The sequence below is a fragment of the Acidovorax sp. genome, from assembly GCF_027492855.1.
Taxonomy (GTDB): domain Bacteria; phylum Pseudomonadota; class Gammaproteobacteria; order Burkholderiales; family Burkholderiaceae_C; genus Acidovorax.
Genome location: NZ_JAPUDY010000089.1, coordinates 12,235 through 36,541, shown reverse-complemented (window position 1 = coordinate 36,541; position 24,307 = coordinate 12,235). Strand labels below are relative to the sequence as shown.

Genomic DNA, 24,307 nt, shown 5'->3' with positions numbered 1-24,307 from the left:
GGGCCACTTAAGGTATTGTTTCAAAAAAATTCCGCCAACTCTGGCTCAGGTCACGTTGTGGCTGGGACTAGGCAATCAGGAGTGCTATGACAGATGACGAATTTAGTGGCCTACTTTTTAGGGGGGAGGGAGAAACTCTCGACTTCAAGGTTCAATGCTACGACTTGAAGCAAGGCCGTGGGGACCTGATTAAGGACATCTTATCGATGGCCAATACTCCGCGAAATGGAGCTGCTTACATTGTTCTTGGCGTTGACTGGAGCCCTGAAAATGGCAGTCAGGTGGTAGGCCTGTCAGCGCAAGTGGACGATGCTGAACTACAGAATGCATTTGGCCGTGATCGTGTTCAGCCAACCCCTAGGTTCACATACTCACCACGCGTTAGGGATGGATTGCAAGTCGGAGTGATTGAGATTCCGGCGGGGCAAGATGGCCCATACACACCTGTCAAGGAGGTGGACGGACTACAGGCCGGGGCGGTCTACTATCGACGTGGAACCCAGAATGACCGTGCCGTTGGAACTGAGCATCGGAGGATTGTGAGTTGGTTTCAAGGTGGAGAAGTTGGGCTGCCGGACCGACCGAATCAGGCCGCATGGCAAATTTTCTACGAGGCTGTCAGTCGCTTCACACCACAAAAGCGCTATCTCTTAGCCGCAGATCGCATCGAATCTGAAGGTAATTCACTACTAAGTGCCTTGGGCCAGGTTCCTTGGCGTGCAGTTATTGATTTTGACCCGGCGAGTGGCGCATCAGGTCTCCTTAGTGGAGTTGAAACTACGTTATCCCAGCATCGTGTCGTTCACCGTGTGGTAAGCGGTGACAACAGAATTCATCCAGATCCCGGAACGCACTGGTTCTTTGCTCGCGGCCTGCAAGGACGCCAGGAGACACTTGTGCTTGGCGACCATCGCGCTTGGTTAAAGGCATACAAGTCTGAACTGGGCAAGCAGCTTTCCCGTCTTTCGGCCTCTTGGAGTCCGTCGCCTGTCGTTGCGGTGCTCGTGTGGTCCGATTCAAAATTTCGCAGCCATCTCCGAAGCTTGATAGAGGAGCTATATGGCTCATTTGGAGAAGCGGTCGAGATCGTAGTTGTCTCAAACGACTCCGCCTCCTTCGAGGGAACAGTGGAGGAGTTGGGTGCAACTTTTGTTTCCTTGAGCCTGCGCAGCTTCTGCGCAGGAATCGGCTTGCATTTTTCAGAAGCCGGCGCAGGAAGCGGAGAACGCTATGTATTGCCGACCGCCAGCGGTGCAGGTATTGAAGTCCCAACTGACATTTGGCTCTGGCTTAGCGAGGATCTTGAATTAGCCCACAGAGCAATTGGCTTTGATGGTGACGACAGCGCAGAGGCCTTTCGGCGAGGTGGGGATATAGGCTGGCGGAACCTTCAGTTGGGGCACGATTGCGACCGTGACTCAACATTGGCGGCAAGGTCACAGGTAGAAGAGGACTTGCGGAAGCGGCAGACAGTTCGGATCAATTTCTATCATGCCCCCGGTTCTGGTGGAACCACTATAGGACGTCGCATTGCCTGGGACTTGCACTCGGCATATCCAGTCACATACCTGACACGCTGTTCGCCGCGAGATACTGCAGAGCGAATTGGAAAGGTCGCAGTCCTAACCGAAAGCAGTGTGCTGGTAGTTGTAGACGGGGGAAGGCATTCTGAGCGAGAAATCGACGATCTTTTTGAATTCCTTCGCGCTGGCCAGGTCCCGGTTGTGCTCCTGCAAGTGCTACGCAGGTTTCAACCTCAAACTGCGGGCAAGCGACAGTTCTGGCTGGGTGAAGGTCTCAGTCGGATTGAGGCAGATCGCTTTCGCGACGTCTACACCAATGCAGTTCCCGAAAGACGCGAGGAGCTGACACAACTTGCAAGTCGGAGTGGAAGTTCTGTCTATTGCAATGCGTTTTTCTTCGGGCTAACGGGCTATGGCAAGGACTTTCGAGGCCTAAGGCCATACGTGGCACGGAGAGTCGAGGGTTTAACGACCACGCAAAAGAGATTCTTGGCTTTCCTGGCAATCGGTCACTATTACGGGCAACAGTCCATTCCAGTCAACGCGTTTGCGTCAATGTTCCAGTTGCCTGCAACCAAGGCTCTGAGTGTTAATGGAGTATTTAGTGGCGATTCAGCACCGTCGCTTGATCTCGTTGTAGAGGTTGCGGGCGGCGAATGGCGAACGGCTCACCAGTTGATTGCACTTGAAATTTTGCAACAAGTTCTGTCCCCAGAGGACAGCAATATTCCTCAAACGGTTTGGCGGCAGAATCTCTCTCTCTGGGCAAAAACATTTGCAGATTTCTGTCGTGGTGATGCGCACGTGAGTAGCGATCAACTTCTCGAATTGGTTCGCCGCGTCTTCATTTACCGGGATAACGTCGAAGTGCTTGGAACAGAGCGTTCAGGGCAGAAGGGCTTCTCCAGATTGATTCAGGATATTCCGTCCGAGCAGGGGCGTTTAGAAATTCTTCGCCACTTGACTGATCGTTTTCCCGAAGAGGCGCACATTCATGCGCATTTGGCCCGACTGCTGAGCCTCAGTGGCGAGCACAAAGAAGCACTGGAATCAATTGACTTTGCCATCTCGCTCCAGATGTCAGATCATCTCCTGCACCACATGCGCGGGATGGTGCTACGTCAACGCATGAAGGGAGAAGTGGAAGCGGGGAACTCCGTTGAATCAATCGTTGAGACTGCTGTGCTCGGTAGTGCTAGCTTTGGGCGCGCTCGTGAAATCGGTCCTGATGAAGCGCATGGATTCATCAGTGAAATTCAGTTGCTAATCGATCTCATTGATGGTGCGAGCAAGATCAGAAAGCTCTCGCCTCAAAAACTACTAGTTGATGCTGGTTCTCCACAGTTTCTAAAGGGCTCTTTGGACAGAATCGAGGATCTGCTGGATCAGGTTCAACGACTATATGTGGGCGAGCAACCAAGCCACTACGTCCTAGATTGCCGCGCCCGAGTGCAACGCATCTACGGTGACTTTCAGTCTGCGCTGCAGGACTGGGACAGCCTCCTGAGTCGGCCAGGTGTTGCGAAATGTCCAGTACGCCGCCAGATCGTATGGACGATTCTCCGTCGCCACGACGGCAACTGGGACCAACTTGGCAAGAAGGAAGTAGAACGCATCCGAACCCTTTTGGAAGAGAATTTGGCGGAGGAGCCCTACGATTCAACAAGCTTGAGAATGTGGCTGCGCTCTATTCGCTATCTCAAAGTTCAGCCATCGCTTGATTCGGTCATTGAGAAGGTTAGCTACTGGAAGGCTAACACTGGAACTTTGGACGCTGTTTTTTATTTATACGTGCTGCACACTTTGCGAGCGATGAAGGGTTCGCACCAATCTTTGGCTGACGCTGAGCAGGCGCTTGAAGAGTGCCGGCAAGTGACCCGCTTTCGACGCGACAGGACCCGGAGCTTCGAATGGGTCGGTTCTGGAGATGGCTTGGGTGAACTTATTCATCAAGGCCAACTAGGAGATTGGAAAGACGACTTCTGGGAACATCGGAGTTCACTTGTTCGGGTGCCTGGCACCGTCGCGTCTATCGACGCTCCGCAGAAGGGAGCCATCGAACTAGCCGGTGGGGTCAAGGCCTTTTTCGTTCCTGGAAAGTCTGACCTGCACTTTGGTCGAGACGAGAATGCTTCGGTAACTTGCTACGTCGGCTTTAGCTACGACGGCCCGCGAGCATGGGATGTTATTAAGGTCCAGTGACCTTGCTCGGTTGAGCAAGCGCCGTGAGCCGTATGCGAAACCGTTTAACAGCAGGAGCGACCGCCAGCATGAATGTGCGGGCGCCGAGGACCACATCCGCCCTTCCGCCCACCTGCTGAGACTTGGCTTGGGGAGGCACTTGAAAGCGCCGATTGATCCCGTTTTTGCTGGCTGCCTGAGCACTGTCATGAGAGGTGGCTCGGAGCATCAACTGCACTATGCTCCGAGTGGCGGGATTGATCAGCGCCAAATCCGACGTATGTGATCGTGGCGGATAACATCGCCTGAACAAAAGTCGGCAACGCATGCGCTACCAGTTTGTCGTGTCGATAGCTATTTCCGGGGCCAGATGCGGTACATCGGAAAGGGTATCCAGCGCTTGCTCAATCGTGCGAAATATTACGAAGCGGTCATTCAGCGTGATGCGGTGCAAGCGCCTGTCCTGACGCGCGTAAAGCGAGAAGCCGATGTTGTTGCTTGCCGCCAGAACAGCTTGGACACTCTTCGCGCCAGGTGTGTCGCATGCCGTACAGAATTGCTTGAACGTCCACGCGCCACCTTTGAGTCCTTGTGGTGCCAGCGGGGCGGAAAAGGCGGTACCGGCGTCGGCTGTCGGATTTTGAGTATTCCGTGCCACGTTCAGATTCCTATGAACATTGGAGCGCATTGACATGGGGTGGGCTGGGGAGCAGCCGCAAACCACCGTGCTCGAATGAAAGCCGCGCGGCCGGGTACAGGGCTTGTACGTCGTGTAGACAGCGGCGGAACTCCGCGCGGAAATGTGCCATCCCTTGAGGGCTCGAGGCGTAGCCGGCGCCGAACTGAAACCGCAATGACACCCATGGAATCAAGGCCGGCCGACGCAGGATGAACATGCGCCACGTCAGCCACAAATACATATCGATAGCCAGTGGCGAACGGAGGCGGTGCAGCACTCGAAGATCGAATGGAACGGCATAGTCCATGCATTCGCGATAGAACGCCTCTGACAACGTGATCGTGCTTTCCCAAAGCGATGGTTCGTGGGGATTCTTGGGATCCCAGAGCAGTACGCCTTCATCCGATAGCGCGACGTTCTTGTACGCGAAGTCTTGACCCTGGTGCGCCTTGAGTGAGATGACGGTGCTGAAAAGCTTGGTGGCTTGTATCTTCAATCGGGATGTGTCGCCACGCAGTCCACCGCTCGTTGAGAGTCCTAGCTTTTGAGCGAACTCGTTGAGACTCCGCCCAAGGGCCAGTTCACGCGAACCTGTCAGTTTTGCCTCTCGCGTTAACCATGCGGAAATGAGTCGAGGCAGCTTGCCGTAGGGAAGGCCGATGTCGGGGTCTACCAGCATGGTGATGGATGCAAGGCCATTGTCCCGTTTGTAGTGCGCGCCTTCGATCTTCCTGTGGGGCAGCGAGGCCCAGATCATGGCGCGCGCCATGTAACCGATCTGGCCGGCCGCAGCGGCGTCCTCTTCCTGTATTGCAACGGCGGTGGCAAGAAGGTCTGAGACCTTGGCTGCGCTGGCGTTGGCCGCTTTCGTTGAATAAATGCTGCCCTGATGCTCTCGGCCAGCGTTGTATCTCTGATCGACAAAATCGGAAGCGCCCTGCAACCAGGACATCAGGATTGCGAGGCGTGCAGGAGTATTCCATTGACCTCTGGGCTGTCCAAGCCCAAAGCGTCTGCCAATTGCAATGTGCGGAAGTAGACCCTGCGACCGATTCGCACCATGGTCGGCCGGAGCCGACGAGAGACATCGCCGTCTGAATAAAGCGCGACCCTAAATCCATCGGCAGAGCGTCCCAAAATCCCCGCCACATCGGCAATGCTCATCAGTGGCCCGAAGCGGTCCAGCAGAAATTCTTCCGTCGTCATGAATGCACCTATCACAGGACTAATTAGGCGCAATTCTGGGTAGTCAGCGGTAGTCGGACAAGCGCTCTGCTGGCGTAAGTGGTTGATTTAAAACCAATATTCCCTATCTTGGCATTCGTGGTTGACTAGCATTGACGACCAAAATTAGATGGATTGGCTATTGAGCTGAATGGGTGGATCGGCTGAATTCGTATGCAAATCAGAGGCTTGCGGGTGTAAGGAAACACTTGCTTGCACATTGAGCTGAAAAATTTCTGCAAGTTCGGTGCTCGCGAGTTTGAAAAATGACACAGAGGGCGAAATCACCGGCCTACTGCCGCACCCTATCCAGTTTCTCGACCAAGTCTTCCGCCCGCAAATGTGTGTACCTTTTCAGCATCTGCATGGATTTATGCCCACTGATGGCCGCTACTTCCTGGTCTGACAGCCCGGCCTCGACAAAGCGGCTAACTGCTTCATGGCGCAGGTCGTGAAATCGGAAATTCACTAGGCCGGCATCGACCTTGGCCTGTGTCCAGGCTTTGTCGAACATGTAGGGACGGCGCCTGCCGTCTTTGCCCGGTTCGCCAAAGAACAGGAGGTCGGTTTCGCCAGGGCGTATTGGGTTGTTTACGGCGTTCTGAAAAACTTGGGTAGCCGCTGCCGTGAGAGGAACCGTTCGAGGCGAAGAATTTTTCGTTTGATCAAGACGGATAACGCGGCGTTGCAGGTCAACTTGGCTAAGTCGTAGGCCAGCGATCTCAGAGAGTCGCATTCCCGTCTCTAGTGCGCCGCGCACGATCCAACTGAACATCGGGTTGGAGTGGCTATCCACGGCGGCGAGCAGGCGCTTGTTTTCCGTCACTGTCAGCCGGCGATTGCGTCCAGCACCTGGTGCAGGTCGGCGGATGTTGGAAACTGGATTGAATGGCAGGCCGATGCCCCATTCCTTGATTGCGATGGTGAAGAGGTGGCTAAGCAGTGCTAGCTCCAGTCGCACCGTGTTGTTGCTGCGTGGAACGGGCTTGCCCTTTGCATCGTCATCGCCAGCGAGCCGGGTGTCGCGGTACTGTGCGACTATTTCGGCACTCAGTGCGGCGAGAGAGTATTTGCCCAGATGCTGGGTCAGTGCCAGGGCTTTTTTGCGCTCGCCGACTTGGGTGGACTCACGTTTGGTGGGGGTGACTTCGCGCAGGTAGCGAGTGAGGGCTACTTCGACCGTCATGCGCTCGGCGGGGCCGCGCTGGATATAGACGCCGCGAACCATTTCGTCTTCGGTTCGGCGAGACCAGTCTTCGGCGTCGCGTTTGGTGCGGAATGTCTTAGCCGTTGGAGGCCAACCCGTCTTGCGGATCAGCGCTTTCCATGTGCCTGAAGGAGTCTTGACGATGGTTGCCATAGCGGTTTCGGTGAGGCTAGCGCCGCAGCACTGTACCGAAACTGTACCTGGCCAACGATTCTGAAAAATCCCCCAGTATCTGGGAGTTACCATCAAAGTCTCTAAGGCGTTGAAAACACTAGAGAATTTTGAATGGTGCCCGGGGCCGGAATCGAACCGGCACGCCTTGCGGCGGGGGATTTTGAGTCCCCTGCGTCTACCAATTTCACCACCCGGGCGGGAATTCGTGAAGACCTAAATTATGGCACAGTAGGGCTATGAAATATCCGACGATTGAAGATGCGGTAGGTCACACGCCGCTGGTGGCGCTGCAGCGCATCGGGGCGCAGGACAACGGGGCGCGGGGCAATGTGGTGCTGGGCAAGCTGGAGGGGAACAACCCAGCGGGGTCGGTCAAGGACCGGCCCGCGCTGTCGATGATCCGCCGTGCGGAAGAGCGGGGCGACATTCGGCCCGGCGACACGCTGATCGAGGCCACATCAGGCAACACCGGCATTGCGTTGGCGATGGCGGCGGCCATCAAGGGCTACCGCATGGTGCTGGTGATGCCCGAGGATCTGTCGATCGAGCGTGCGCAGACCATGAAGGCCTTTGGTGCGGAGCTGGTGCTCACGCCCAAGAGCGGCGGCATGGAGCATGCGCGCGATCTGGCTGAGGCCATGCAAAAGCGTGGCGAGGGCAAGGTGTTGGACCAGTTTGCCAACCCTGACAACCCGCGCATCCACTACGAAACCACCGGCCCCGAGATTTGGGAGCAGACGGGCGGGCGCATCACGCACTTCGTGAGCGCCATGGGCACCACCGGCACCATCACAGGCGTCTCGCGTTTTCTTAAGGAAAAGAACCCGGCGATCCAGATCATTGGTGCGCAGCCTGAAGAAGGCTCGCGCATTCCCGGCATCCGCAAGTGGCCGCAGGAATACCTGCCCAAGATCTATGACGCGAGCACGGTGGATGAGCTGGTGTATGTGAGCCAGGACAATGCCGAGGACATGTGCAGGCGCCTGGCGCGCGAAGAGGGCATCTTTGCGGGTATCTCGGCTGCCGGTGCCTGCTGGGTGGCGCAGCAGATTGCAGCGCGCGAGAGCAATGCCACCATCGTGTTTGTCGTGTGCGACCGGGGCGACCGGTATCTGTCCACCGGGGTGTTTCCGGCCTGATCGTCGGTTGCAACCGGTTGGGCTTGAGAAGTTTGAATCAAATTGCCTGACTATGTACATACCTCAGACATCGCTCCCCAATCCGTTCGGGCCGTGGGTGTAAAGTCTGAGGGAGATCGCTATTCAGGTCGAATTGGCTGCTAGCGCTTTATTGATAAGCGCTAGTAGCTATTAAAAAAATAGCAAATGAACTACGAAACCCGCCACTGCACCCACTGCGGCACCGCGCTGCAGCCCATCACGCTGGCCGAAGATGGCGGCGACAAGGAGCGCCTGCGCTGCCCCGCCTGCGGTTGGACGCATTGGAACAACCCTACGCCAGTGCTGGCCGCCATCGTGGAGGTGGGCGGCAAGGTGCTGTTGGCGCGCAATGCGGCCTGGCCGGCCAAGATGTTTGCGCTGATCACGGGCTTCATGGAGGCGGGCGAGTCGCCCCAGGAGGGCATTGCGCGCGAGGTGAAGGAGGAGACCAACCTCGATGTGCAGTCCACCACGCTGGTGGGGGTGTACGAGTTTTTGCGCATGAACCAGGTCATCATTGCCTACCATGTGGTGGCCGAGGGCGAGGTGCGCTTGTCACCCGAGCTGGTGGATTACCGGCTGTACGATCTGCACGAACTCAAATGCTGGCCTGCGGGCACGGGCTACGCGCTGGCCGACTGGCTGCGCATGCGCGGGCACGAGCCGGTGTTCTTCACGGCCGAAGAAAATGAAGAGCGCCGCCGCGGCCTGAATTTGCCGCCCAAGGACTGAAGAACACACACAGTAAACGCAAAAAACACCATGGACACCCACAAAGAAATCGATACACGGGGCCTGAACTGCCCCCTGCCCATCCTCAAGGCCAAAAAGGCTCTGTCCGACATGGCCAGCGGCCAGTTGCTCAAGGTGGTGGCCACTGACGGTGGCTCGCTGCGCGACTTTCAGGCCTTTGCCAAGCAGACGGGCAACGAGCTGGTGGAGCAGCAGACGGTGGGTGAGGAATACATCCACATCCTGCGCAGGCGCTAGACGCGGCGTGCCGGGCCGAGCCGTTGGTGGCTCGGTGGCACGGCCCCACAAAGCAAAACCCTCCCGCAGCGCTGGCTGCAGGAGGGTTTTTGTTTGGTCATGCCTGCTAGAGCCGGGGGCAAGAGCGAGCTGGTGGTTTTTTACAGATCCAGCGCCTTCAGGTACTCACGGAATTGAGCGCCCACCTGCGGGTGCTGCAGCGCCAGCTCCACCGTGGCTTCCAGAAAACCTTCCTTGCTGCCGCAGTCGTAGCGTTTGCCCTCGTACTGGAAGGCGTACACGGCCTCGTTCTGCATCAGGCGGGCGATGCCGTCGGTGAGCTGGATCTCGCCACCCACGCCACGCGGCTGGTTGCGGATTTCGTCGAACACGCCGGGCGTGAGGATGTAGCGGCCTGCCACACCCATGCGCGAAGGGGCCACGTCGGCCTTGGGCTTCTCGACGATGCGTTCGATGCGGATCAGGGGGCCACCAGCGGGCTCGCCCGCGACGATGCCGTAGCGGTGCACCTGGTCCTCGGGCACTTCCTGCACGGCGATCACCGAGCGGCCTTGTTGGCGGAAGGCGGTGGCCATCTGGGCCAGCACGGGCTGGCCGCCCTGGGGGCCGACCATCAGGTCGTCGGCCAGCAGCACGGCAAAGGGCTCCTTGCCGACCAGGGCTTCGGCGCATAACACGGCGTGGCCCAGGCCCAGCGAGCGGGGCTGGCGCACGAAGGCGCAGTCCATGTCACTGGGCTGGATGGAGCGCACCAGCTCCAGCAGCGCGCTCTTGCCAGCGGCTTCCAGCTCGGCTTCCAGTTCGTAGGCGGTGTCGAAATGGTCTTCGATGGCGCGTTTACTGCGGCCCGTCACAAAGATCATGTGGCGGATACCGGCAGCATAGGCTTCTTCCACGGCGTACTGGATCAGGGGCTTGTCCACCACGGGCAGCATCTCCTTGGGCGATGCCTTGGTGGCGGGCAGAAAGCGCGTGCCCAGGCCAGCAACAGGGAAAACGGCCTTGCGAACGGTGGTGGCAACAGTCATGGGTCTCCTTGGGTTGAGTGTTGTTGTGATTCGGGGCGGGGGCTTCTTTTTAGCCCAGGCGCGCCAGTTGGTCGCGCAGACGGCCCAGCGTGGCGCCAAAGTCGGCCACCCGCTTTTTCTCCTGGTCGATCACGGCGGGCGGGGCCTTGGCCACGAAGGCTTCGTTGCCCAGCTTGGCGTTGGCCTTGGTGATTTCGCCTTCGATGCGCGCGACTTCCTTGGACAGGCGGGCTTTTTCGGCCGCTATGTCGATCTCCATGTACAGCGACATGCGGGCGTCGCCCACCACGGCCACGGGGGCGGACTGGGCAGCGGCGGCCCAGGCGGCTTCGTCGTCGAACACCTTGACCTCGCTGAGCTTGGCCAGCGACTGCAGCACCGGGGCCACGCCGCGCATGAAGTCGGTGTCGCTCACGGTGTAGAGCGGCAGGCGGGTGGAGGGCGAGACGTTCATCTCGCCCCGCAGGGCGCGGCAGGCGTCCACCAGGCCCTTCACACGGGTCATGTGTGCGATGGCATCGTCGTCGATCTTCTCGGGCTGGGCCTCGGGGTAGCGGGCAATGCTGACCGACTCGCCTTTCAAGCCCGCCACGGGCGCCACCGTTTGCCACAGGGCTTCGGTGATGAACGGGATGATGGGGTGGGCCAGGCGCAGGATGGCTTCGAGCGTGCGGATCAGCGTGCGGCGCGTGGCGCGCTGCTCGGCCTCGGTGCCGTTCTGGATCTGCACCTTGGCGATCTCCAGGTACCAGTCGCAGTATTCGTTCCAGACAAAGTCGTAGATCGTGTTGGCCACGTTGTCCAGGCGGTACTCGGCAAAGCCCTTGGCCACCTCGGCCTCGGTTTTTTGCAAGAGCGAGGTGATCCAGCGGTCGGCCTGGCTGAATGCCAGGTAGCCGTGGGCGCTGCCGCCGGGCTGGCAGTCGGCCTTGGTGTGTTCTTTCAGGCCGCAGTCCTGGCCCTCGCAGTTCATCAGCACAAAGCGGCTGGCGTTCCAGAGCTTGTTGCAGAAGTTGCGGTAGCCCTCGCAGCGCTTGCTGTCGAAGTTGATGCTGCGGCCCAGGCTGGCCAGTGCCGCAAAGGTAAAGCGCAGCGCATCGGCGCCATAGGCCGGAATGCCCTCGGGGAACTCCTTTTGTGTGTTCTTGCGCACCGTGGGCGCGGTCTCGGGCTTGCGCAGGCCGGTGGTGCGCTTGTCGAGCAGGGGCTCAAGGGCAATGCCGTCGATCAGGTCCACCGGGTCGAGCACGTTGCCTTCGGACTTGGACATCTTCTTGCCCTGCGCGTCGCGCACCAGGCCGTGGATGTACACATGCTTGAACGGCACGCGGCCCGTGAAGTGGGTGGTCAGCATGATCATCCGGGCGACCCAGAAGAAGATGATGTCGTAGCCCGTGACCAGCACGGTGCTGGGCAGGTAGAGGTCAAAATCCGAAACTCCCGTTCGCGCTGAGCTTGTCGAAGCGTGGGCCCCGGCTTCAGGCCAGCCCATGGTGCTGAAGGGCACGAGCGCGGACGAATACCAGGTGTCGAGCACGTCCTCGTCGCGGCGCAGCGTTTTACCGGGGGCCTTGGCCTGCGCCTCGGCCTCGTTGCGGGCCACGATCACGTTGCCGTCTTCGTCGTACCAGGCCGGAATCTGGTGGCCCCACCACAGTTGGCGGCTGATGCACCAGTCCTGGATGTTGTTCATCCACTGGTTGTAGGTGTTCACCCAGTTCTCGGGCACGAACTGCACCTCGCCGCTGGCCACGGCGTCGATGGCCTTTTGCGCGATGCTCTTGCCCGTGGGGTCTTGCTCGCTCACCTTGCTCATCGCCACGAACCACTGGTCGGTCAGCATGGGCTCGACCACCTGGCCGGTGCGGGTGCAGATGGGCACCATGAGCTTGTGTTTCTTCGTCTCCACCAGGGCGCCAGAGGCTTCCAGATCGGCAACGATAGCCTTGCGGGCTACGAAGCGGTCCATGCCGCGATATTTGTCCGGTATTGCTTGCTGACCTTCAAAATTGGCCAGCTCGTTTCCGTAGAAGAAGGATGTTTCGCCTGCGTTGATTCGTTGCCGCAGCTCTTGCATTTTTGCTGCATCGTCGCCCGATGGGTGAGCAACGACGTGTGCTTGCAAGTCCAACACAGTAATCATCGACAGCTTGTGGCGCTGGCCCACGGCGTAGTCGTTCTGGTCGTGCGCGGGGGTGACCTTCACCACGCCCGTGCCGAACTCTTTGTCCACGTAGTCGTCGGCGATGATGGGGATCTCGCGGCCCACCAGGGGGAGCACCACGTTCTTACCGATCAGGTGCGTGTAGCGTGCATCCTCGGGGTGCACCATCAGCGCCACGTCGCCCAGCATGGTTTCGGGGCGGGTGGTGGCCACCGTCAGGCTGCCCGAGCCATCGGCCAGGGGGTAGGCGATGTGCCACAGCGAGCCGTCTTTTTCTTCGCTCTCGACTTCCAGGTCCGACACTGCGGACTGCAGCTTCGGGTCCCAGTTCACCAGGCGCTTGCCACGGTAGATCAGGCCCTGTTCGTACAGCTTGACGAAGGTGTCGGTCACCACCTTGGAGAGCTTGTCGTCCATGGTGAAGTATTCACGGCTCCAGTCCACGCTGTCGCCCATGCGGCGCATCTGCGTGGTGATGGTGTTGCCGCTTTGCTCCTTCCACTCCCACACCTTGGAGACGAAGTTCTTGCGCGCCTCGGGCGGGGTTGGGCCCATGTCGTGGCGGCTGATGCCCTGCTCTTGCAACTGGCGCTCCACCACGATCTGCGTGGCGATGCCCGCATGGTCGGTGCCCGGCACCCACACGGTGTTGAAGCCCCGCATGCGGTGGTAGCGCGTGAGGCTGTCCATGATGGTCTGGTTGAACGCGTGGCCCATGTGCAGCGTGCCCGTCACATTGGGGGGCGGCAACTGGATGGAAAACGCGGGCTCGCCCGCCTGCGGCGCACCCGTGCCACGGTAGCCCGCGGTGCCGTACCCGCGCTTTTCCCATTCGGGGCCCCAGTGGGCTTCCAGCGCAGCGGGTTCAAAGGACTTGGACAGGCTTTCGAGGCCGGGTTGTTGCAGGGGCATGCTCATGGGGTGTGGCTGTGGGCGGCTTCAGGGCGGCGCGCCCCGATAGACAAGAGGGTGAACCGTCCATTTTAAAGGACCATCGCCGCAGCGCGGAGGCGGGCCGGGATGCCTGGGCCATGGAGTGTGCGCCCATCGCCGCCAAGGCCATCCTGGCGCGCGGAGTTGGTGTGGGTGAAGTGTTGATTTGCTATTGTAATAATAGCATCAAGGGCTTATGGAATAAGCGCCAGGTGGCAATTTGTCACTTAAATTGCCCGGCAGGCCCGTCGGCAGGAGGGGCGCTGGAAGCCCAGGGGCCTCGCCGCCTGCCCGTGCGCCTTTGGCAAGCGCAGCAGGCAAGGCGGGTGTGCGCTTTTACTTGCGCACGAACTCCGGCCGGTCGTTTTGCTGTGGCTTGAGCGGCTCGGCCGCTTTGCCCGCGGCGCGTTCCTTGCGCCATTGTTCCTTGCGTGCGGTCCATTCATTGAGCCGCGCGTGGGCCACGGTGCTGTCTTTTTCCATCTGTTCGTCGTTGGCCAACTGGGCCGACAGCTCCAGGCGGATGCCGTTGGGGTCGAAGAAGTAGATGCTCTTGAAGATGTGGTGGTCGGTCACGCCCAGCACCTCGACGCCGTGGGCTTCCAGGCGTTGTTTGGTGTTCTCCAGCTCTTCGACCGTGTTCACGCGGAAGGCCACGTGGTTGACCCACAGCGGGGTGTTGGGTGAAGGCTCGGCTTTCACGTCGTCGCCCAGGTCGAAGAAGGCGATGAACGAGCCGTCTTGCAGGCGGAAGAAGAAGTGTGTGTAGGGGCAGTATTCGCCCGTGCTGGGCACATAGTCGCTCTGGATGATGTGGTACAGCGGCAGGCCCAGGATGTCTTCGTAGAACTGGCGCGTTTCCTCGGCGTCACGCGCCTTGTAGGCGTAGTGGTGCAGCTGCTGCACGGCGGCGGGCGGTGGCAGGGTGGCCAGGTCAGGCGTCTTCAGGATGGCGTTCATGCGTTGTCTCCTCAAATTAGGTGGTTGTAATTCTACTATCCGTAATTGATTTACGTTAAGTTAATTTTCTAATCCAACACTGCCGACCTTGCCATCATGAAAAAAGCCACCCAGGCATGGCTGCCGTGGGTGGCTGATAGGAGGTGCCGAGGCGGCGCGCACAAAGGCGCGGGCGCTATCGAAATTACTGCTTCACGGCTTCGATCTGCACGACCAGGCGCACGTTTTTGGAGAAGCCCCAGTCCACGCCGTAGTTCATGCCCCACTGGGTGCGGTCGATGGTGGCCTCGAAGTCGCCGCCGCACACTTCGCGCTTGAGCATGGGGCTGTCGTAGCAGTTGAACTGCGTGGCCTTGAGCGTGACGGGCGCCGTCTTGCCCAGCAGAGTGAGCTGGCCGCTCACTTCGCTGACCTTGTCGCCGTTGAAGCTGAACTTGTCCGACACGAACTTGATGGTGGGGTGCTTGGCGGCGTCGAACAGGTCAGCGCTTTGCAGGTGTTTGTCGAACTGGGGCGTGCCCGAGTTCACCGAGGTGGTGTCGATGGTGATCTCCACCTTGCCGGTCTTGGCTGCACGGTCGAATTCGACGGCACCTTGTTTCTTGTCGAAGCGCGCGCGGTTCGTGGTTGTGCCGAAATGGCCGATCTCGAACGTCACGAAGGTGTGCGTGGGGTCCACCGCGTAGTTGGCGGCCTGGGCGGCGCCAGCGGTGAGGGCGGTGGCAGCCGCTACGGCGAGCAGGGAGAACAGGGTCTTGCGCATGGGTGAATACTCCAAAAAGGACACGGTCAAAAAACAATCAAACAAACGGAGGGACTGACAGACGGACGGGAAACGCGGGAACAAAAAAAGAAGGACGTGTAAAAGCGGCGCGTGGGGCTGCCGGGCGCGCGTCAGAGCTTGCCCACGCCGGTGAGCGCCAGCTTGAACTTGACCGTCACGTCATCGGCCACCATCGAGGTGTCGGCCCACTCGTTCTCGCCGATCTTGAAGGCGAGCCGCTTGATGGGCAGGGTGCCGGTGGCCGTGGTGTTAGGGCCGCTTTGCGTGAGCGTCACGGGCACGACCACGTTCTGGGCGTTGCCCTTGATGGTGAGCTTGCCGGCCACTTCAAACTTGCCGCCGCCCAGCGCTTTGATGGTGGTGGACTCGAACTGCGCCTGCGGAAACTTCCCCACGTTGAACCAGGCGGGCTTGGGCAACTCGGCGTCGGTCTCGCGCGAGCCCAGCGTGGCGCTGCCGGTATCCACCGTGAACGCGATCTTGCTGGTGGCCAGCTTGGCCGGGTCAAACGCCACCTGGGCGCTGAACTTTTTGAAATGGCCGTCCAGCGGCACGCCCATCTGGCGGGCGGTGAACTGCACCTCGCTCTGGGCTGGCACCAACTGCTGCTGGGCCTGTGCGGCGTGGGCGCCCAGCACCAGGGCAGAGCCCAGCAGAGCGCGAAAGACGGTGGAAGACAGATTCATGAAAACAATCCCAGGGTGAAGGCAACAAGTACGAACGAAAGAAGTGCGAGTGCGCGAAGCCGGATCGATCAGCGTGGGCCCGGCAGCATGCGGGTGAGCAGGCCGTCACGGTCCACGATCTGGTGCTTGAGCGCTGCCGCGATGTGCAGCACCACGAGCGCGGCCAGGGTGAACGCCGTGTACTGGTGCCAGGGCTTGATGGCTTCTGCCAGGTCCTTGCTCACCGGCACGAAGTCCGGCAGTTGCCACAGCCCCAGGAACACGATGGGGAACCCGGCGGCCGAGCTGTAGGCCCAGCCGATCAGCGGCACGGCGAAGAACAGCGCGTACAGCAGGTAGTGGGTGCCGTGGTGGGCCAGCTTCTGCCAGGCTGGCATGGCCTGGCTGATGGCAGCGGGCAGGGCGGGTGGGCGGTGGGTGAGGCGCCAGGCCAGGCGCAGCGCCGACAGCGTGAGCAGGGTGATGCCCGCCCATTTGTGCCAGTTGTAGAGCTTGAGGCGCTGCGGCGAGAAGGGCAGGCCGGTCATGTAGATGCCGACACCAAACAGACCGATCAGCGCGAGGCCGAGCACCCAGTGCAGCAGCATGGCGGTGCGTGTGTAGCGGCGCGGTGCGGCCGCTGTGGCGGTGGCTGTGTCAGTCATCGAAGCGTGTACGGTGAAGGAGTAAGGCTTGGTCGCTGCCAGCCTCTCGCCGGTGAGGGGACTGTTCAAGCGATGAGGCAGTGTAGAAAGCGGCCATCCCGTTCGGCTTCAGGCAGATTGACGCTTCATTTCAAAAAAAATGAATTGACAGGCCCTGAGTCCTCAAAGTTCCCCAATGTTGCGCGCTATTACGGGTGAGGGAAGAGGCTGTGGCCGGACGCGACGAGGCCGCGCCCAGGCACGGCACCGGGCGGGGGTGTCAGCGTGTTTGTTGGTGGCGCGTTGGCGCCTAGGGAGCAGTTGGTTGCTTTAGCGGCCCAGCGCGGCCTGCTTCCAGGCGCTGGCGGCGGCGCTGTCATCGCCGCGCTGCTCGGCCAGCTCGGCCAGATGGCGCCAGGCGCTGGCGCGCAGTTGGGGGTCGGCCAGTTGCTGGGCGGCCTGCGTCAGCAACTGCTGGGCCTTGCCCCAAAGCTGGCGCTTGAGGCAGGCCATGCCAGCCAGGTACTGCAGGCGGGCATCGCGCGGGTTGGCCTGCTGGGCCGATTCGATGCGCGCCAGCCAGGGGGCGTCGAGCGCATCCAGCCCAGCCTCAAGCGCACGCACGAGCTTGAGTGCGTGGTGCTCGGCCAGCGCGTCGGGCAGGTTCACCATGCGTTCCCACACGGGCTGCAGCCAGGTGCGCACCTGGGTCGCATCGCCGCCCAGCGCAGCCAGCCGCTGGGCGGCGTGGATGGCCAGCTCGGGCATGTTGCGCTCCGAGGTTTCGAGCGACAGCCAGATCTGTTGCAACTGGGCTGTGTCGTGTGCACTGTTGATGAGTTCGGTGGCCAGGCCACGCACGATGCTCTGCGCTGCATTGGGCGAGAACGCGCGGTGTTTGCCGAGCAGGCGGGCGGTGTCGAGCGCTTCCTGCGTCTGCCGTGCCAGCCGGGTGGCCTTGAGTTTGATGCGCAAGGCCAGCGTGCGCCGCGCGGCGCCCTGGGGCAGTGCGGCCAGGCGGTCGAGGGCGGCGCTGGCGTCCCGGTCGTCCAGCGACCAGCGGGCAGCGCGCATCTGCGCGCCTTCGTGCATTTCCTGCTCGTTCACCGTGCCGCGCATCGGTGATTCTTGCAGGGCATTCTGCAGGTGGTTCTCCCGCGTGGCGCTGTCTTGCAGGGCGTGCGAGGCTTCGGCCGCAATCATGTGGGACAGCGCGCGCAGCTGCTTGCCATGGGGCACGGCTTCGCCACTGGCGGCCAGGGCGTCTTCTTGCACCAACGCAGCCACGGCGGCCTTGCGCGCGCGGATGAAGCGGCCGCCCAGCATGTGCGTCAGCCCGTCCAGCAGGGCGTTGTGCATGGCGCGTTCTTTTTGCTGCACGCGCCAGCGGCGGGCCTGGTGCGGCAGCTCCAGCAGCGCCGCCAGTGCGCGCAGCGCCGCATAAACGGTGACGAAACCGCCCACCAGCAGCAGCACCACCATGTTGAGCGACAGATCGACGCGGTAGGGCGGCCAGTACAGGGTGATGGTGCCCTGGTTGTTGCCCGCAAACAGCGCGGCCGCCACGGCCACGCCAAACAACGCCAGAAGCCACAGAGCTGCGCGCATCGGGGAGCCCTCAGCGTCCTGCCGCAGCCGTGGCCAGCGCAGCGAGGGTTTCGTCCAGGCGCGGCAGCTCGGCCACCTTCATGCTGGCCTGGGCTTGCTGCAGGATCGAGGCCGCGTTCTGCGTACGGCGCGATGTGGGGTCGAAATACTTGTTCAATGCCGCAGTGGCAGCCGCCAGGTCGGCTCGGGCCGATTCGTACTGGCGGGCCAGCACGCCCAGGCGGGCGTTGAGCAGCTTGAGTTTGAGGTTTTCGCGCAGGAAGAAGGTCTGCTCGGGCGCCAGCAGGATGGCTTCGGGCTGATCGATGCGGCTCACGCGCACCAGGCCACGGGCCTCGTCGCGCACCACTTCCCAGCCACGCTGCAGGGTGGCCTGCCACCAGGCCAGGTCTTTCTGGTCGGTGGCTTTGGCGCCCGGCGATGCGGGTGCGGCTGCCAGGCGCCGGGTGGCGGCGGCCTGGGCCACGGCGTTTTGCACGGGCAGGTCGTCCACCTGGCGCACCAGGTCGTCGAGCCGCGCCAGCAGGCCGGCGGTGTCGGTCACGGTGGCGCGGGTCAGGCGGTCCAGGTCGCGGCCAATGGCGCGCTGCACGGGCGCCAGGCGGGGTTGGGCGGCCCGCTCGATGCGCTGGTCGGCGCTTTTGAGCGTGGCCACCAGGGGCTCCAGGCTGCCGGTGAGCTGGGCCTGCTGCTGGGCGAGCCGCACGGCCGATTCGATGTCCACCACCAGGTTTTCGTCGCGCGAGCGCGACAGGCTTTGCATGAGTTCTTCGAGCTGGCTGCGCTGCAGCGCGACCTCGCTCACACGGGCTTCGGCCACCGACAGGCGGGCCGCCGTGTCGCGCACCAGCTCTTCGGCCTGGCGGGCCATGGTGCGGGCCTCGATGGCCTGCGCGCCCGAGTCGGCGGATTGCCGGGCCAGTTGCTCCTGGATGGCGCTGAGCTTTTGCCACAGCATGCCGCTGCTGACCAGTGCGGCAGCGGCCATGGCCCCCAGCAGCACCGTGACCACGCCACCGCGCCCTGCGGCCACGGGGGGCGCGGAAGACGCGCCGGGGGCCGCAGGCGTGTGGGGTAGATCGTTGGGGGGCACAGAACTCATTGGGCCGATTCTATCGAGGCCACCACGTCTTCCAATGCGGGTCGGCATTCCCGCACCAGGCCAAAGCCTGCTTTGCGGGCGGCCTCGGCGATGCGCGGGTGTGTGGCCAGCGCGCGCGCGGCGCTCCAACGCTGGGCGGGCAGGGCCTCTGCAAGGTGGGCCACCGCCTCGGAGCTGCTGAGCAGCCAGAAGGAGCCGTCCTGCGCTGCCTGTTGCGCCAGCGCCACCTCGTCGGCGGTGAACTGGGGGGCGCCGCGTTCGTAGGCCACCACAAACTCCACCTGGCCGCCAGCCGCTTCGATCTGCCGCGCCAGCCAGTCGCGGCCCGTGCCCTGGGTGTTTTCATGGGCGTCATCGGGCGTGGCGGAGCGGCCGCGCACGATGAGCACGCGGTCCCCCGGCCGAATCTGTGGGCCGACCTGCTGCCAGAGCGCCTCGGAGTCGAACTGCGGCGCGTCGGGCGCAGGGCCGTCGATGCGCTCGCGCGGGACACCGGCCTGCTCCAGCGCGCGGGCCGTGCCAGGGCCGGGTGCCCATGCTCTTGTTTTGATAGCTGCTTGCGCTTGTTCAATAAGCGCTAGAGACTGATTTGATGCATAAAAAAAGGCCGCAGCATTGCCGCTGACAAACATCAGCGCACGGTACTGGTCTTGTTGTTGGCGGGCCTGGGCCAGCACCTGCTGCGCGCCGGGCGCGGTGCTGGGGCCAATGGCGATGAGCGGCAGTGCCACGGCCCGGATGCCGCGCGCCCCTAGCTGCTCTACCCAATGGGCCGCCTCGCGGGCGGGCCGCGTGACGATCACCCGGGCCATGGTGCGAACTTGCGTTGCGTTGCGTCGCCAGGCGGGCTCAGGCGCCGTGCGCCGGGGCCACGGCCAGGGCGCCGCCAGCACGCAGCTGCTGGGCAATCGCATCGCCCAGGGCTTCGGCCTGCGCCAGTGTGGTGATGGCGGCGCTGGCCTGCGCGCGCACCAGTGGGGTCTGGCCGTCCGGGTCGCCCCAGGCAGCGTCGAGCTGCAGCATGCCATCGGCCAGCGTGCCGTGCGCCGCCAGCGGCATGGAGCAACTGCCGCCCATGGCGCGGCTCACGGCGCGCTCGGCGGCCACGGTGAGCCAGGTGCCTTGGTGTGCCAGCGGGGCCAGCGCGTCGATCAGGTCTTGCCGGTTGCTGCGCACTTCGATGCCCAACGCGCCCTGGCCTGCAGCAGGCAGCATGGCGGTGGGCGCGAACGTGGAGCGGATGCGGGCTTCGAGCCCCAGGCGCTTGAGGCCCGCCGCCGCGAGCACGATGGCGTCGTACTGGCCTTCGTCGAGCTTGCGCAGGCGGGTGTCCAGGTTGCCGCGCAGCGGCTCGATCTTGAGGTCAGGCCGCAGGGCCTGCAGCAGCACCTGGCGGCGCAGGCTGGATGTGCCCACCACGGCGCCCTGGGGCAGGGCGTCGAGGTTCTCGTAGCGGGGGGAGACAAACGCATCGCGCGGGTCTTCGCGCTCCATCACGCAGGCCAGGGCAAAGCCTTCGGGCAGCTCCATGGGCACGTCTTTCAGCGAGTGCACGGCGATGTCGGCACGGCCTTCTTCCAGCGCCACTTCCAGCTCTTTCACGAACAGGCCCTTGCCGCCCACTTTGCTGAGCGAGCGGTCCAAAATCTGGTCGCCCTGGGTTGTCATGCCCAGCAGTTGCACGCTGTGGCCACGGGCCTCCAGCAGGGCTTTCACATGCTCGGCCTGCCACAGTGCCAGGCGGCTTTCGCGGGTGGCGATGGTGATCGGAAGTGTTTTTGCGGCGCTCAAGTTCGTAACCTGTTTGTAATTATTCAGGGGCTCAGGATGCTAGCATGCGCCCGCACCGGGGCTGGTGCGGCCTGCGGCTGTGCAGGCGTGCGGCGCCGGGCCATCCCATCCATTCCGGAGACACCTGCATGAAACGATCCGACAAGGACCAGCCCCTGATTGACGACATCCGCCTGCTGGGCCGCATTCTGGGCGACGTGATCCGTGAGCAGGAAGGGGTGGAGGCCTACGAACTCGTCGAGCAGGTGCGCAAGCTCTCGGTGGCCTTCCGCCGCGATGCCGACCAGGAGGCCGACCGCGCGCTCAAGAAGCTGCTCAAGGCGCTGTCGGGCGACCAAACGGTGAGCGTGATCCGCGCCTTCACCTATTTCAGCCATCTGGCCAACCTGGCCGAAGACCGCCACCACATCCGCCGCCGCGCCGTGCACGAGCGCGCGGGCGACACGCAAGAGGGCAGCATCGAAGTGGCCCTGTCGCGTCTGCGCTGGGCCGGCATTGCGCCCAAGACCATTTCGCAAACGCTGGCGGGTAGCTACGTGGCCCCCGTGCTCACCGCCCACCCCACCGAAGTGCAGCGCAAAAGCATTCTGGATGCCGAGCGCGACATTGCCCAACTGCTGGCCACGCGCGACGACATCCAGGTGCGCGCCCAGCTCTACAACAGCGCCAAAGACGCGCTCACCCCGCGCGAGCTGGCCGCCAACGAGGCCCTGCTGCGCGCCCGCGTGGCCCAGCTGTGGCAAACGCGCCTTTTGCGCTACAGCAAGCTCACCGTGGCCGACGAGATCGAGAACGCGCTCTCTTATTACGAAGCCACCTTTCTGCGCGAGATCCCCAAGATCTATGCCGACCTGGAGAGCGAACTCGGCCAGTACCCCGTGCACAGCTTTTTGCGCATGGGCCAGTGGATTGGCGGCGACCGCGACGGCAACCCCAACGTGACTGCAGAGACCCTGCGGCACGCACTGCGCCGCCAGGCCGAAGTGGCCCTGCGCCATTACCTGACCGAGGTGCATTACCTGGGTGGCGAGCTGTCGCTGTCGGCGCGCCTGGTGCATGTGTCGGCCGAAATGGAGGCCCTGGCTCTGCGCTCGCCCGACACCAGCGCGCACCGCGTGGACGAACCCTACCGCCGTGCGCTCACGGGCGTGTATGCGCGCCTGGCCGCCTCGCTCAAGGAATTAACGGGCGGCGATGCCGCGCGCCATGCGGTGGCGCCACAGAACGCCTATGCCAGCGCACAAGAGTTCCTGGCTGACCTGCGTGTGATCGATGCCTCGCTCCGGTCGCACCACGGCGAGGCCCTGGCCGCCGAGCGCCTGCACCCGCTGATCCGCGCCGTGCAGGTGTTCGGCTTTCACCTGGCCACGGTGGACCTGCGCCAAAGCTCCGACAAACACGAAGAAGTGGTGGCCGAGCTGCTGGCCGCCGCCCGCATCGAATCGAACTACGCCAACCTGCAAGAGGCCGCCAAACGCGCCTTGCTTATCAAGCTGCTGTGCGACGCCCGCCCGCTGCGTGTGGTGGGCGCGCAGTATTCGGCCCACACCCAGGGCGAGTTGGCCATTTTTGAAACCGCCCGCGTGATGCGCGAGCGCTACGGCCACGAGGCTATCCGCCACTACATCATCAGCCACACCGAAACGGTGAGCGACCTGCTGGAAGTGCTGCTGCTGCAAAAAGAAGTGGGCCTGATGACCGGCACGCTCGATGCCGAGTCGAAAAACCACCTCATCGTGGTGCCGCTGTTCGAGACCATCGAAGACCTGCGCAATGCCGCGCCCATCATGCGCGAGTTCTATGCGCTGCCCGGTGTGGCCGCGCTGGTACAGCGCAGCGGCGGCGAGCAGGACATCATGCTCGGCTACAGTGACAGCAACAAAGACGGCGGCATCTTCACCAGCAACTGGGAGCTGTACCGCGCCGAGATCGCGCTGGTGGAACTGTTCGACGAATTGGCTACCAGCCACGGCATCCAGCTGCGCATGTTCCATGGCCGTGGCGGCACCGTGGGCCGGGGCGGTGGCCCCAGCTACCAGGCCATCCTGGCCCAGCCCCCCGGCACCGTGCGCGGCCAGATCCGCCTGACGGAACAGGGCGAAGTCATCGCCTCCAAATACGCCAACCCCGAGATCGGCCGCCGCAACCTCGAAACCCTGGTGGCCGCCACGCTCGAAGCCACGCTGCTGCAGCCCACCAAGCCCGCCACCAAGGCGTTTCTGGACGCTGCCGCGCAGCTATCGCTGGCCAGCATGGCCAGCTACCGCGCGCTGGTGTATGAAACACCGGGCTTCACCGAATATTTCTTCAACTCCACGCCCATCCGCGAGATCGCCGAGCTCAACATCGGCTCGCGCCCCGCCAGCCGCAAAGCCAGCCAGAAAATCGAAGACCTGCGCGCCATCCCCTGGGGCTTTAGCTGGGGCCAGTGCCGCCTCACGCTGCCAGGCTGGTTCGGTTTTGGATCGGCCGTGGACGCATTCGTGAACAACACCGAGGGCAAAGACCCAAAGGCCCAACTGGCCCTGCTGCAGAAGATGTATCGCCAGTGGCCGTTCTTCCGCACCCTGCTGTCCAACATGGACATGGTGCTCGCCAAAAGCGACTTGGCCCTGGCCTCACGCTACAGCGAACTCGTGACCGACGCCCGCCTGCGCAAGAAGGTGTTCACCGTCATCGAGGCCGAATGGCACCGCACGGCCGAGGCCCTGACCCGCATCACGGGCGACAAACAGCGTCTCACCCACAACGCCGCGCTGGCCCGCTCCATCAAGCACCGCTTTCCGTACATCGACCCGCTGCACCATCTGCAGGTCGAACTGGTGCGCCGCTGGCGTGCAGGGCGAGGGGATGAGCGGGTGCAGACGGGGATTCACATTTCTATTAATGGGATTGCGGCGGGGTTGAGGAATACGGGGTAGGTTGACTGCCTGGGGCTTCATTCACCCGTTTGAGAGGAGCGAAAGATACGGTTCTTCGCAAGAGTATTGACCGATATCTATTGCTGATCGCTCATGTGCCGCATAGAGTCGTCCCATTTTATGGGTCGAAATTCGTGAAGCAGCGATGGATTAAGTAAGCGTAATTTATTTGGTTTCTCGCATCTTTGATTTTCGAAAGATGGTATATCCTCGTCACTAACTTGATAGTTGGCGGATTAAAAATCGAAGAGCAATATCCTGTATTTCAGTGAATAAGAATAGAGGGCAACCAGTCTGCTTGGGAGTCAGGCGCTGAGATGTTCGTACCCAATCCGGATGAGGGCGATTACCGGCTCCGTTGCTTGCGGTGGGAGTGCAGTGAAAACTCTTGTACTCCGGGGAAATCTCCGACCGATTTCTTGCCTGCGGCTTATCACCAAGATGACGCCCCAAGCGGGTGCAAGTGCACCCAAACAAATCTCGGCCCAGTGTTCAATCCGCCCCAGTTTGATCCGAACACTGATTTCCCAGGCATCTATGACAAATACCGCCGCAGTGGTGGGCAACTC

General features: G+C 62.1%; 19 protein-coding genes and 1 tRNA gene. 5 read left to right on the top strand and 15 right to left on the bottom strand.

Annotated elements, in window-relative coordinates:
- The first annotated feature begins 86 nt into the window (after positions 1-86).
- Positions 87-3,725, top strand: a complete 3,639-nt coding sequence (locus Q0105_RS17470; RefSeq protein ID WP_298213413.1) for an ATP-binding protein — start codon at positions 87-89, stop codon at positions 3,723-3,725.
- A gap of 310 nt (positions 3,726-4,035) precedes the next feature.
- Here Q0105_RS17470 and Q0105_RS17465 read toward each other — a convergent pair whose 3' ends face one another.
- The 5 genes from Q0105_RS17465 to Q0105_RS17445 form a co-directional block, all read right to left on the bottom strand.
- Entirely contained in the window at positions 4,036-4,362 is a 327-nt protein-coding gene (locus Q0105_RS17465) for a hypothetical protein (protein ID WP_298213412.1), read from the bottom strand.
- 10 nt (positions 4,363-4,372) lie between these two features.
- The gene (locus Q0105_RS17460) at positions 4,373-5,335 is read right to left on the bottom strand and encodes a replication protein RepA (RefSeq protein WP_298213411.1); all 963 of its coding nucleotides are present in this window, start codon (positions 5,333-5,335) and stop codon (positions 4,373-4,375) included.
- Positions 5,335-5,589 carry a plasmid-related protein gene (locus tag Q0105_RS17455; RefSeq protein ID WP_298213410.1) on the bottom strand — a complete coding sequence of 85 codons (255 nt, stop codon included), beginning with the start codon at positions 5,587-5,589 and terminating at the stop codon, positions 5,335-5,337. The genes Q0105_RS17460 and Q0105_RS17455 overlap by 1 nt, the downstream gene beginning before the upstream one ends.
- Before the next feature lie 310 nt (positions 5,590-5,899).
- On the bottom strand, positions 5,900-6,967 hold the full coding sequence (locus Q0105_RS17450; protein WP_298213409.1) for a site-specific integrase: 1,068 nt from the start codon (positions 6,965-6,967) through the stop codon (positions 5,900-5,902).
- A gap of 133 nt (positions 6,968-7,100) precedes the next feature.
- Positions 7,101-7,185, bottom strand: a tRNA-Leu gene (locus Q0105_RS17445).
- Positions 7,186-7,224: 39 nt separating this feature from the next.
- Here Q0105_RS17445 and cysM point away from each other — a divergent pair.
- The 3 genes from cysM (at position 7,225) to Q0105_RS17430 (ending at position 9,138) form a co-directional block, all read left to right on the top strand.
- The gene (cysM, locus tag Q0105_RS17440) at positions 7,225-8,127 is read left to right on the top strand and encodes a cysteine synthase CysM (protein ID WP_298213408.1); all 903 of its coding nucleotides are present in this window, start codon (positions 7,225-7,227) and stop codon (positions 8,125-8,127) included.
- 186 nt (positions 8,128-8,313) lie between these two features.
- Entirely contained in the window at positions 8,314-8,880 is a 567-nt protein-coding gene (locus Q0105_RS17435) for an NUDIX domain-containing protein (protein WP_298213407.1), read from the top strand.
- Positions 8,881-8,910: 30 nt separating this feature from the next.
- Complete coding sequence (locus Q0105_RS17430; protein WP_298213406.1) at positions 8,911-9,138, top strand: sulfurtransferase TusA family protein; 228 nt, start codon at positions 8,911-8,913, stop codon at positions 9,136-9,138.
- Between the two features lie 140 nt (positions 9,139-9,278).
- Here the strand turns inward: Q0105_RS17430 and galU are convergent, their stop codons facing one another.
- The 10 genes from galU to hemC form a co-directional block, all read right to left on the bottom strand.
- Positions 9,279-10,166 (bottom strand): UTP--glucose-1-phosphate uridylyltransferase GalU, encoded by an 888-nt coding sequence (galU, locus tag Q0105_RS17425; protein ID WP_298213405.1) that lies wholly within the window; start codon positions 10,164-10,166, stop codon positions 9,279-9,281.
- Between the two features lie 49 nt (positions 10,167-10,215).
- Positions 10,216-13,248: a valine--tRNA ligase gene (locus Q0105_RS17420; RefSeq protein WP_298213404.1), complete on the bottom strand. Its 3,033-nt coding sequence runs from the start codon at positions 13,246-13,248 to the stop codon at positions 10,216-10,218.
- Positions 13,249-13,599: 351 nt separating this feature from the next.
- The gene (locus Q0105_RS17415) at positions 13,600-14,223 is read right to left on the bottom strand and encodes a VOC family protein (protein ID WP_298213403.1); all 624 of its coding nucleotides are present in this window, start codon (positions 14,221-14,223) and stop codon (positions 13,600-13,602) included.
- Positions 14,224-14,407: 184 nt separating this feature from the next.
- Positions 14,408-14,986, bottom strand: a complete 579-nt coding sequence (locus Q0105_RS17410; protein WP_298213402.1) for a YceI family protein — start codon at positions 14,984-14,986, stop codon at positions 14,408-14,410.
- 131 nt (positions 14,987-15,117) lie between these two features.
- Complete coding sequence (locus Q0105_RS17405; protein WP_298213401.1) at positions 15,118-15,693, bottom strand: YceI family protein; 576 nt, start codon at positions 15,691-15,693, stop codon at positions 15,118-15,120.
- Between the two features lie 68 nt (positions 15,694-15,761).
- On the bottom strand, positions 15,762-16,337 hold the full coding sequence (locus Q0105_RS17400; RefSeq protein ID WP_298213400.1) for a cytochrome b: 576 nt from the start codon (positions 16,335-16,337) through the stop codon (positions 15,762-15,764).
- A gap of 309 nt (positions 16,338-16,646) precedes the next feature.
- The gene (locus Q0105_RS17395) at positions 16,647-17,924 is read right to left on the bottom strand and encodes a heme biosynthesis HemY N-terminal domain-containing protein (RefSeq protein WP_298213399.1); all 1,278 of its coding nucleotides are present in this window, start codon (positions 17,922-17,924) and stop codon (positions 16,647-16,649) included.
- Between the two features lie 10 nt (positions 17,925-17,934).
- Positions 17,935-19,026 (bottom strand): uroporphyrinogen-III C-methyltransferase, encoded by a 1,092-nt coding sequence (locus Q0105_RS17390; protein ID WP_298213398.1) that lies wholly within the window; start codon positions 19,024-19,026, stop codon positions 17,935-17,937.
- Positions 19,023-19,838, bottom strand: coding sequence for a uroporphyrinogen-III synthase (locus Q0105_RS17385; RefSeq protein WP_298213397.1), 816 nt, complete (start codon positions 19,836-19,838; stop codon positions 19,023-19,025). The genes Q0105_RS17390 and Q0105_RS17385 overlap by 4 nt, the downstream gene beginning before the upstream one ends.
- A 37-nt stretch (positions 19,839-19,875) precedes the next feature.
- Complete coding sequence (gene hemC / locus Q0105_RS17380) at positions 19,876-20,817, bottom strand: hydroxymethylbilane synthase (RefSeq protein ID WP_298213396.1); 942 nt, start codon at positions 20,815-20,817, stop codon at positions 19,876-19,878.
- Between the two features lie 128 nt (positions 20,818-20,945).
- Here hemC and ppc point away from each other — a divergent pair, with 128 nt between their 5' ends.
- Complete coding sequence (ppc, locus tag Q0105_RS17375; RefSeq protein ID WP_298213395.1) at positions 20,946-23,738, top strand: phosphoenolpyruvate carboxylase; 2,793 nt, start codon at positions 20,946-20,948, stop codon at positions 23,736-23,738.
- The last annotated feature ends 569 nt before the right edge of the window (positions 23,739-24,307 follow it).

Coding starts and splice junctions, on each gene's coding strand:
- Q0105_RS17450 (WP_298213409.1), bottom strand. CDS start 6,967: ATGGCAACCATCGTCAAGACTCCTTCAGGCACATGGAAAGCGCTGATC.
- Q0105_RS17400 (WP_298213400.1), bottom strand. CDS start 16,337: ATGACTGACACAGCCACCGCCACAGCGGCCGCACCGCGCCGCTACACA.
- Q0105_RS17385 (WP_298213397.1), bottom strand. CDS start 19,838: ATGGCCCGGGTGATCGTCACGCGGCCCGCCCGCGAGGCGGCCCATTGG.
- Q0105_RS17415 (WP_298213403.1), bottom strand. CDS start 14,223: ATGAACGCCATCCTGAAGACGCCTGACCTGGCCACCCTGCCACCGCCC.
- Q0105_RS17410 (WP_298213402.1), bottom strand. CDS start 14,986: ATGCGCAAGACCCTGTTCTCCCTGCTCGCCGTAGCGGCTGCCACCGCC.
- cysM (WP_298213408.1), top strand. CDS start 7,225: ATGAAATATCCGACGATTGAAGATGCGGTAGGTCACACGCCGCTGGTG.
- Q0105_RS17435 (WP_298213407.1), top strand. CDS start 8,314: ATGAACTACGAAACCCGCCACTGCACCCACTGCGGCACCGCGCTGCAG.
- ppc (WP_298213395.1), top strand. CDS start 20,946: ATGAAACGATCCGACAAGGACCAGCCCCTGATTGACGACATCCGCCTG.
- Q0105_RS17390 (WP_298213398.1), bottom strand. CDS start 19,026: ATGAGTTCTGTGCCCCCCAACGATCTACCCCACACGCCTGCGGCCCCC.
- galU (WP_298213405.1), bottom strand. CDS start 10,166: ATGACTGTTGCCACCACCGTTCGCAAGGCCGTTTTCCCTGTTGCTGGC.
- Q0105_RS17470 (WP_298213413.1), top strand. CDS start 87: ATGACAGATGACGAATTTAGTGGCCTACTTTTTAGGGGGGAGGGAGAA.
- Q0105_RS17420 (WP_298213404.1), bottom strand. CDS start 13,248: ATGAGCATGCCCCTGCAACAACCCGGCCTCGAAAGCCTGTCCAAGTCC.
- Q0105_RS17460 (WP_298213411.1), bottom strand. CDS start 5,335: ATGTCCTGGTTGCAGGGCGCTTCCGATTTTGTCGATCAGAGATACAAC.
- Q0105_RS17405 (WP_298213401.1), bottom strand. CDS start 15,693: ATGAATCTGTCTTCCACCGTCTTTCGCGCTCTGCTGGGCTCTGCCCTG.
- Q0105_RS17455 (WP_298213410.1), bottom strand. CDS start 5,589: ATGACGACGGAAGAATTTCTGCTGGACCGCTTCGGGCCACTGATGAGC.
- Q0105_RS17430 (WP_298213406.1), top strand. CDS start 8,911: ATGGACACCCACAAAGAAATCGATACACGGGGCCTGAACTGCCCCCTG.
- Q0105_RS17395 (WP_298213399.1), bottom strand. CDS start 17,924: ATGCGCGCAGCTCTGTGGCTTCTGGCGTTGTTTGGCGTGGCCGTGGCG.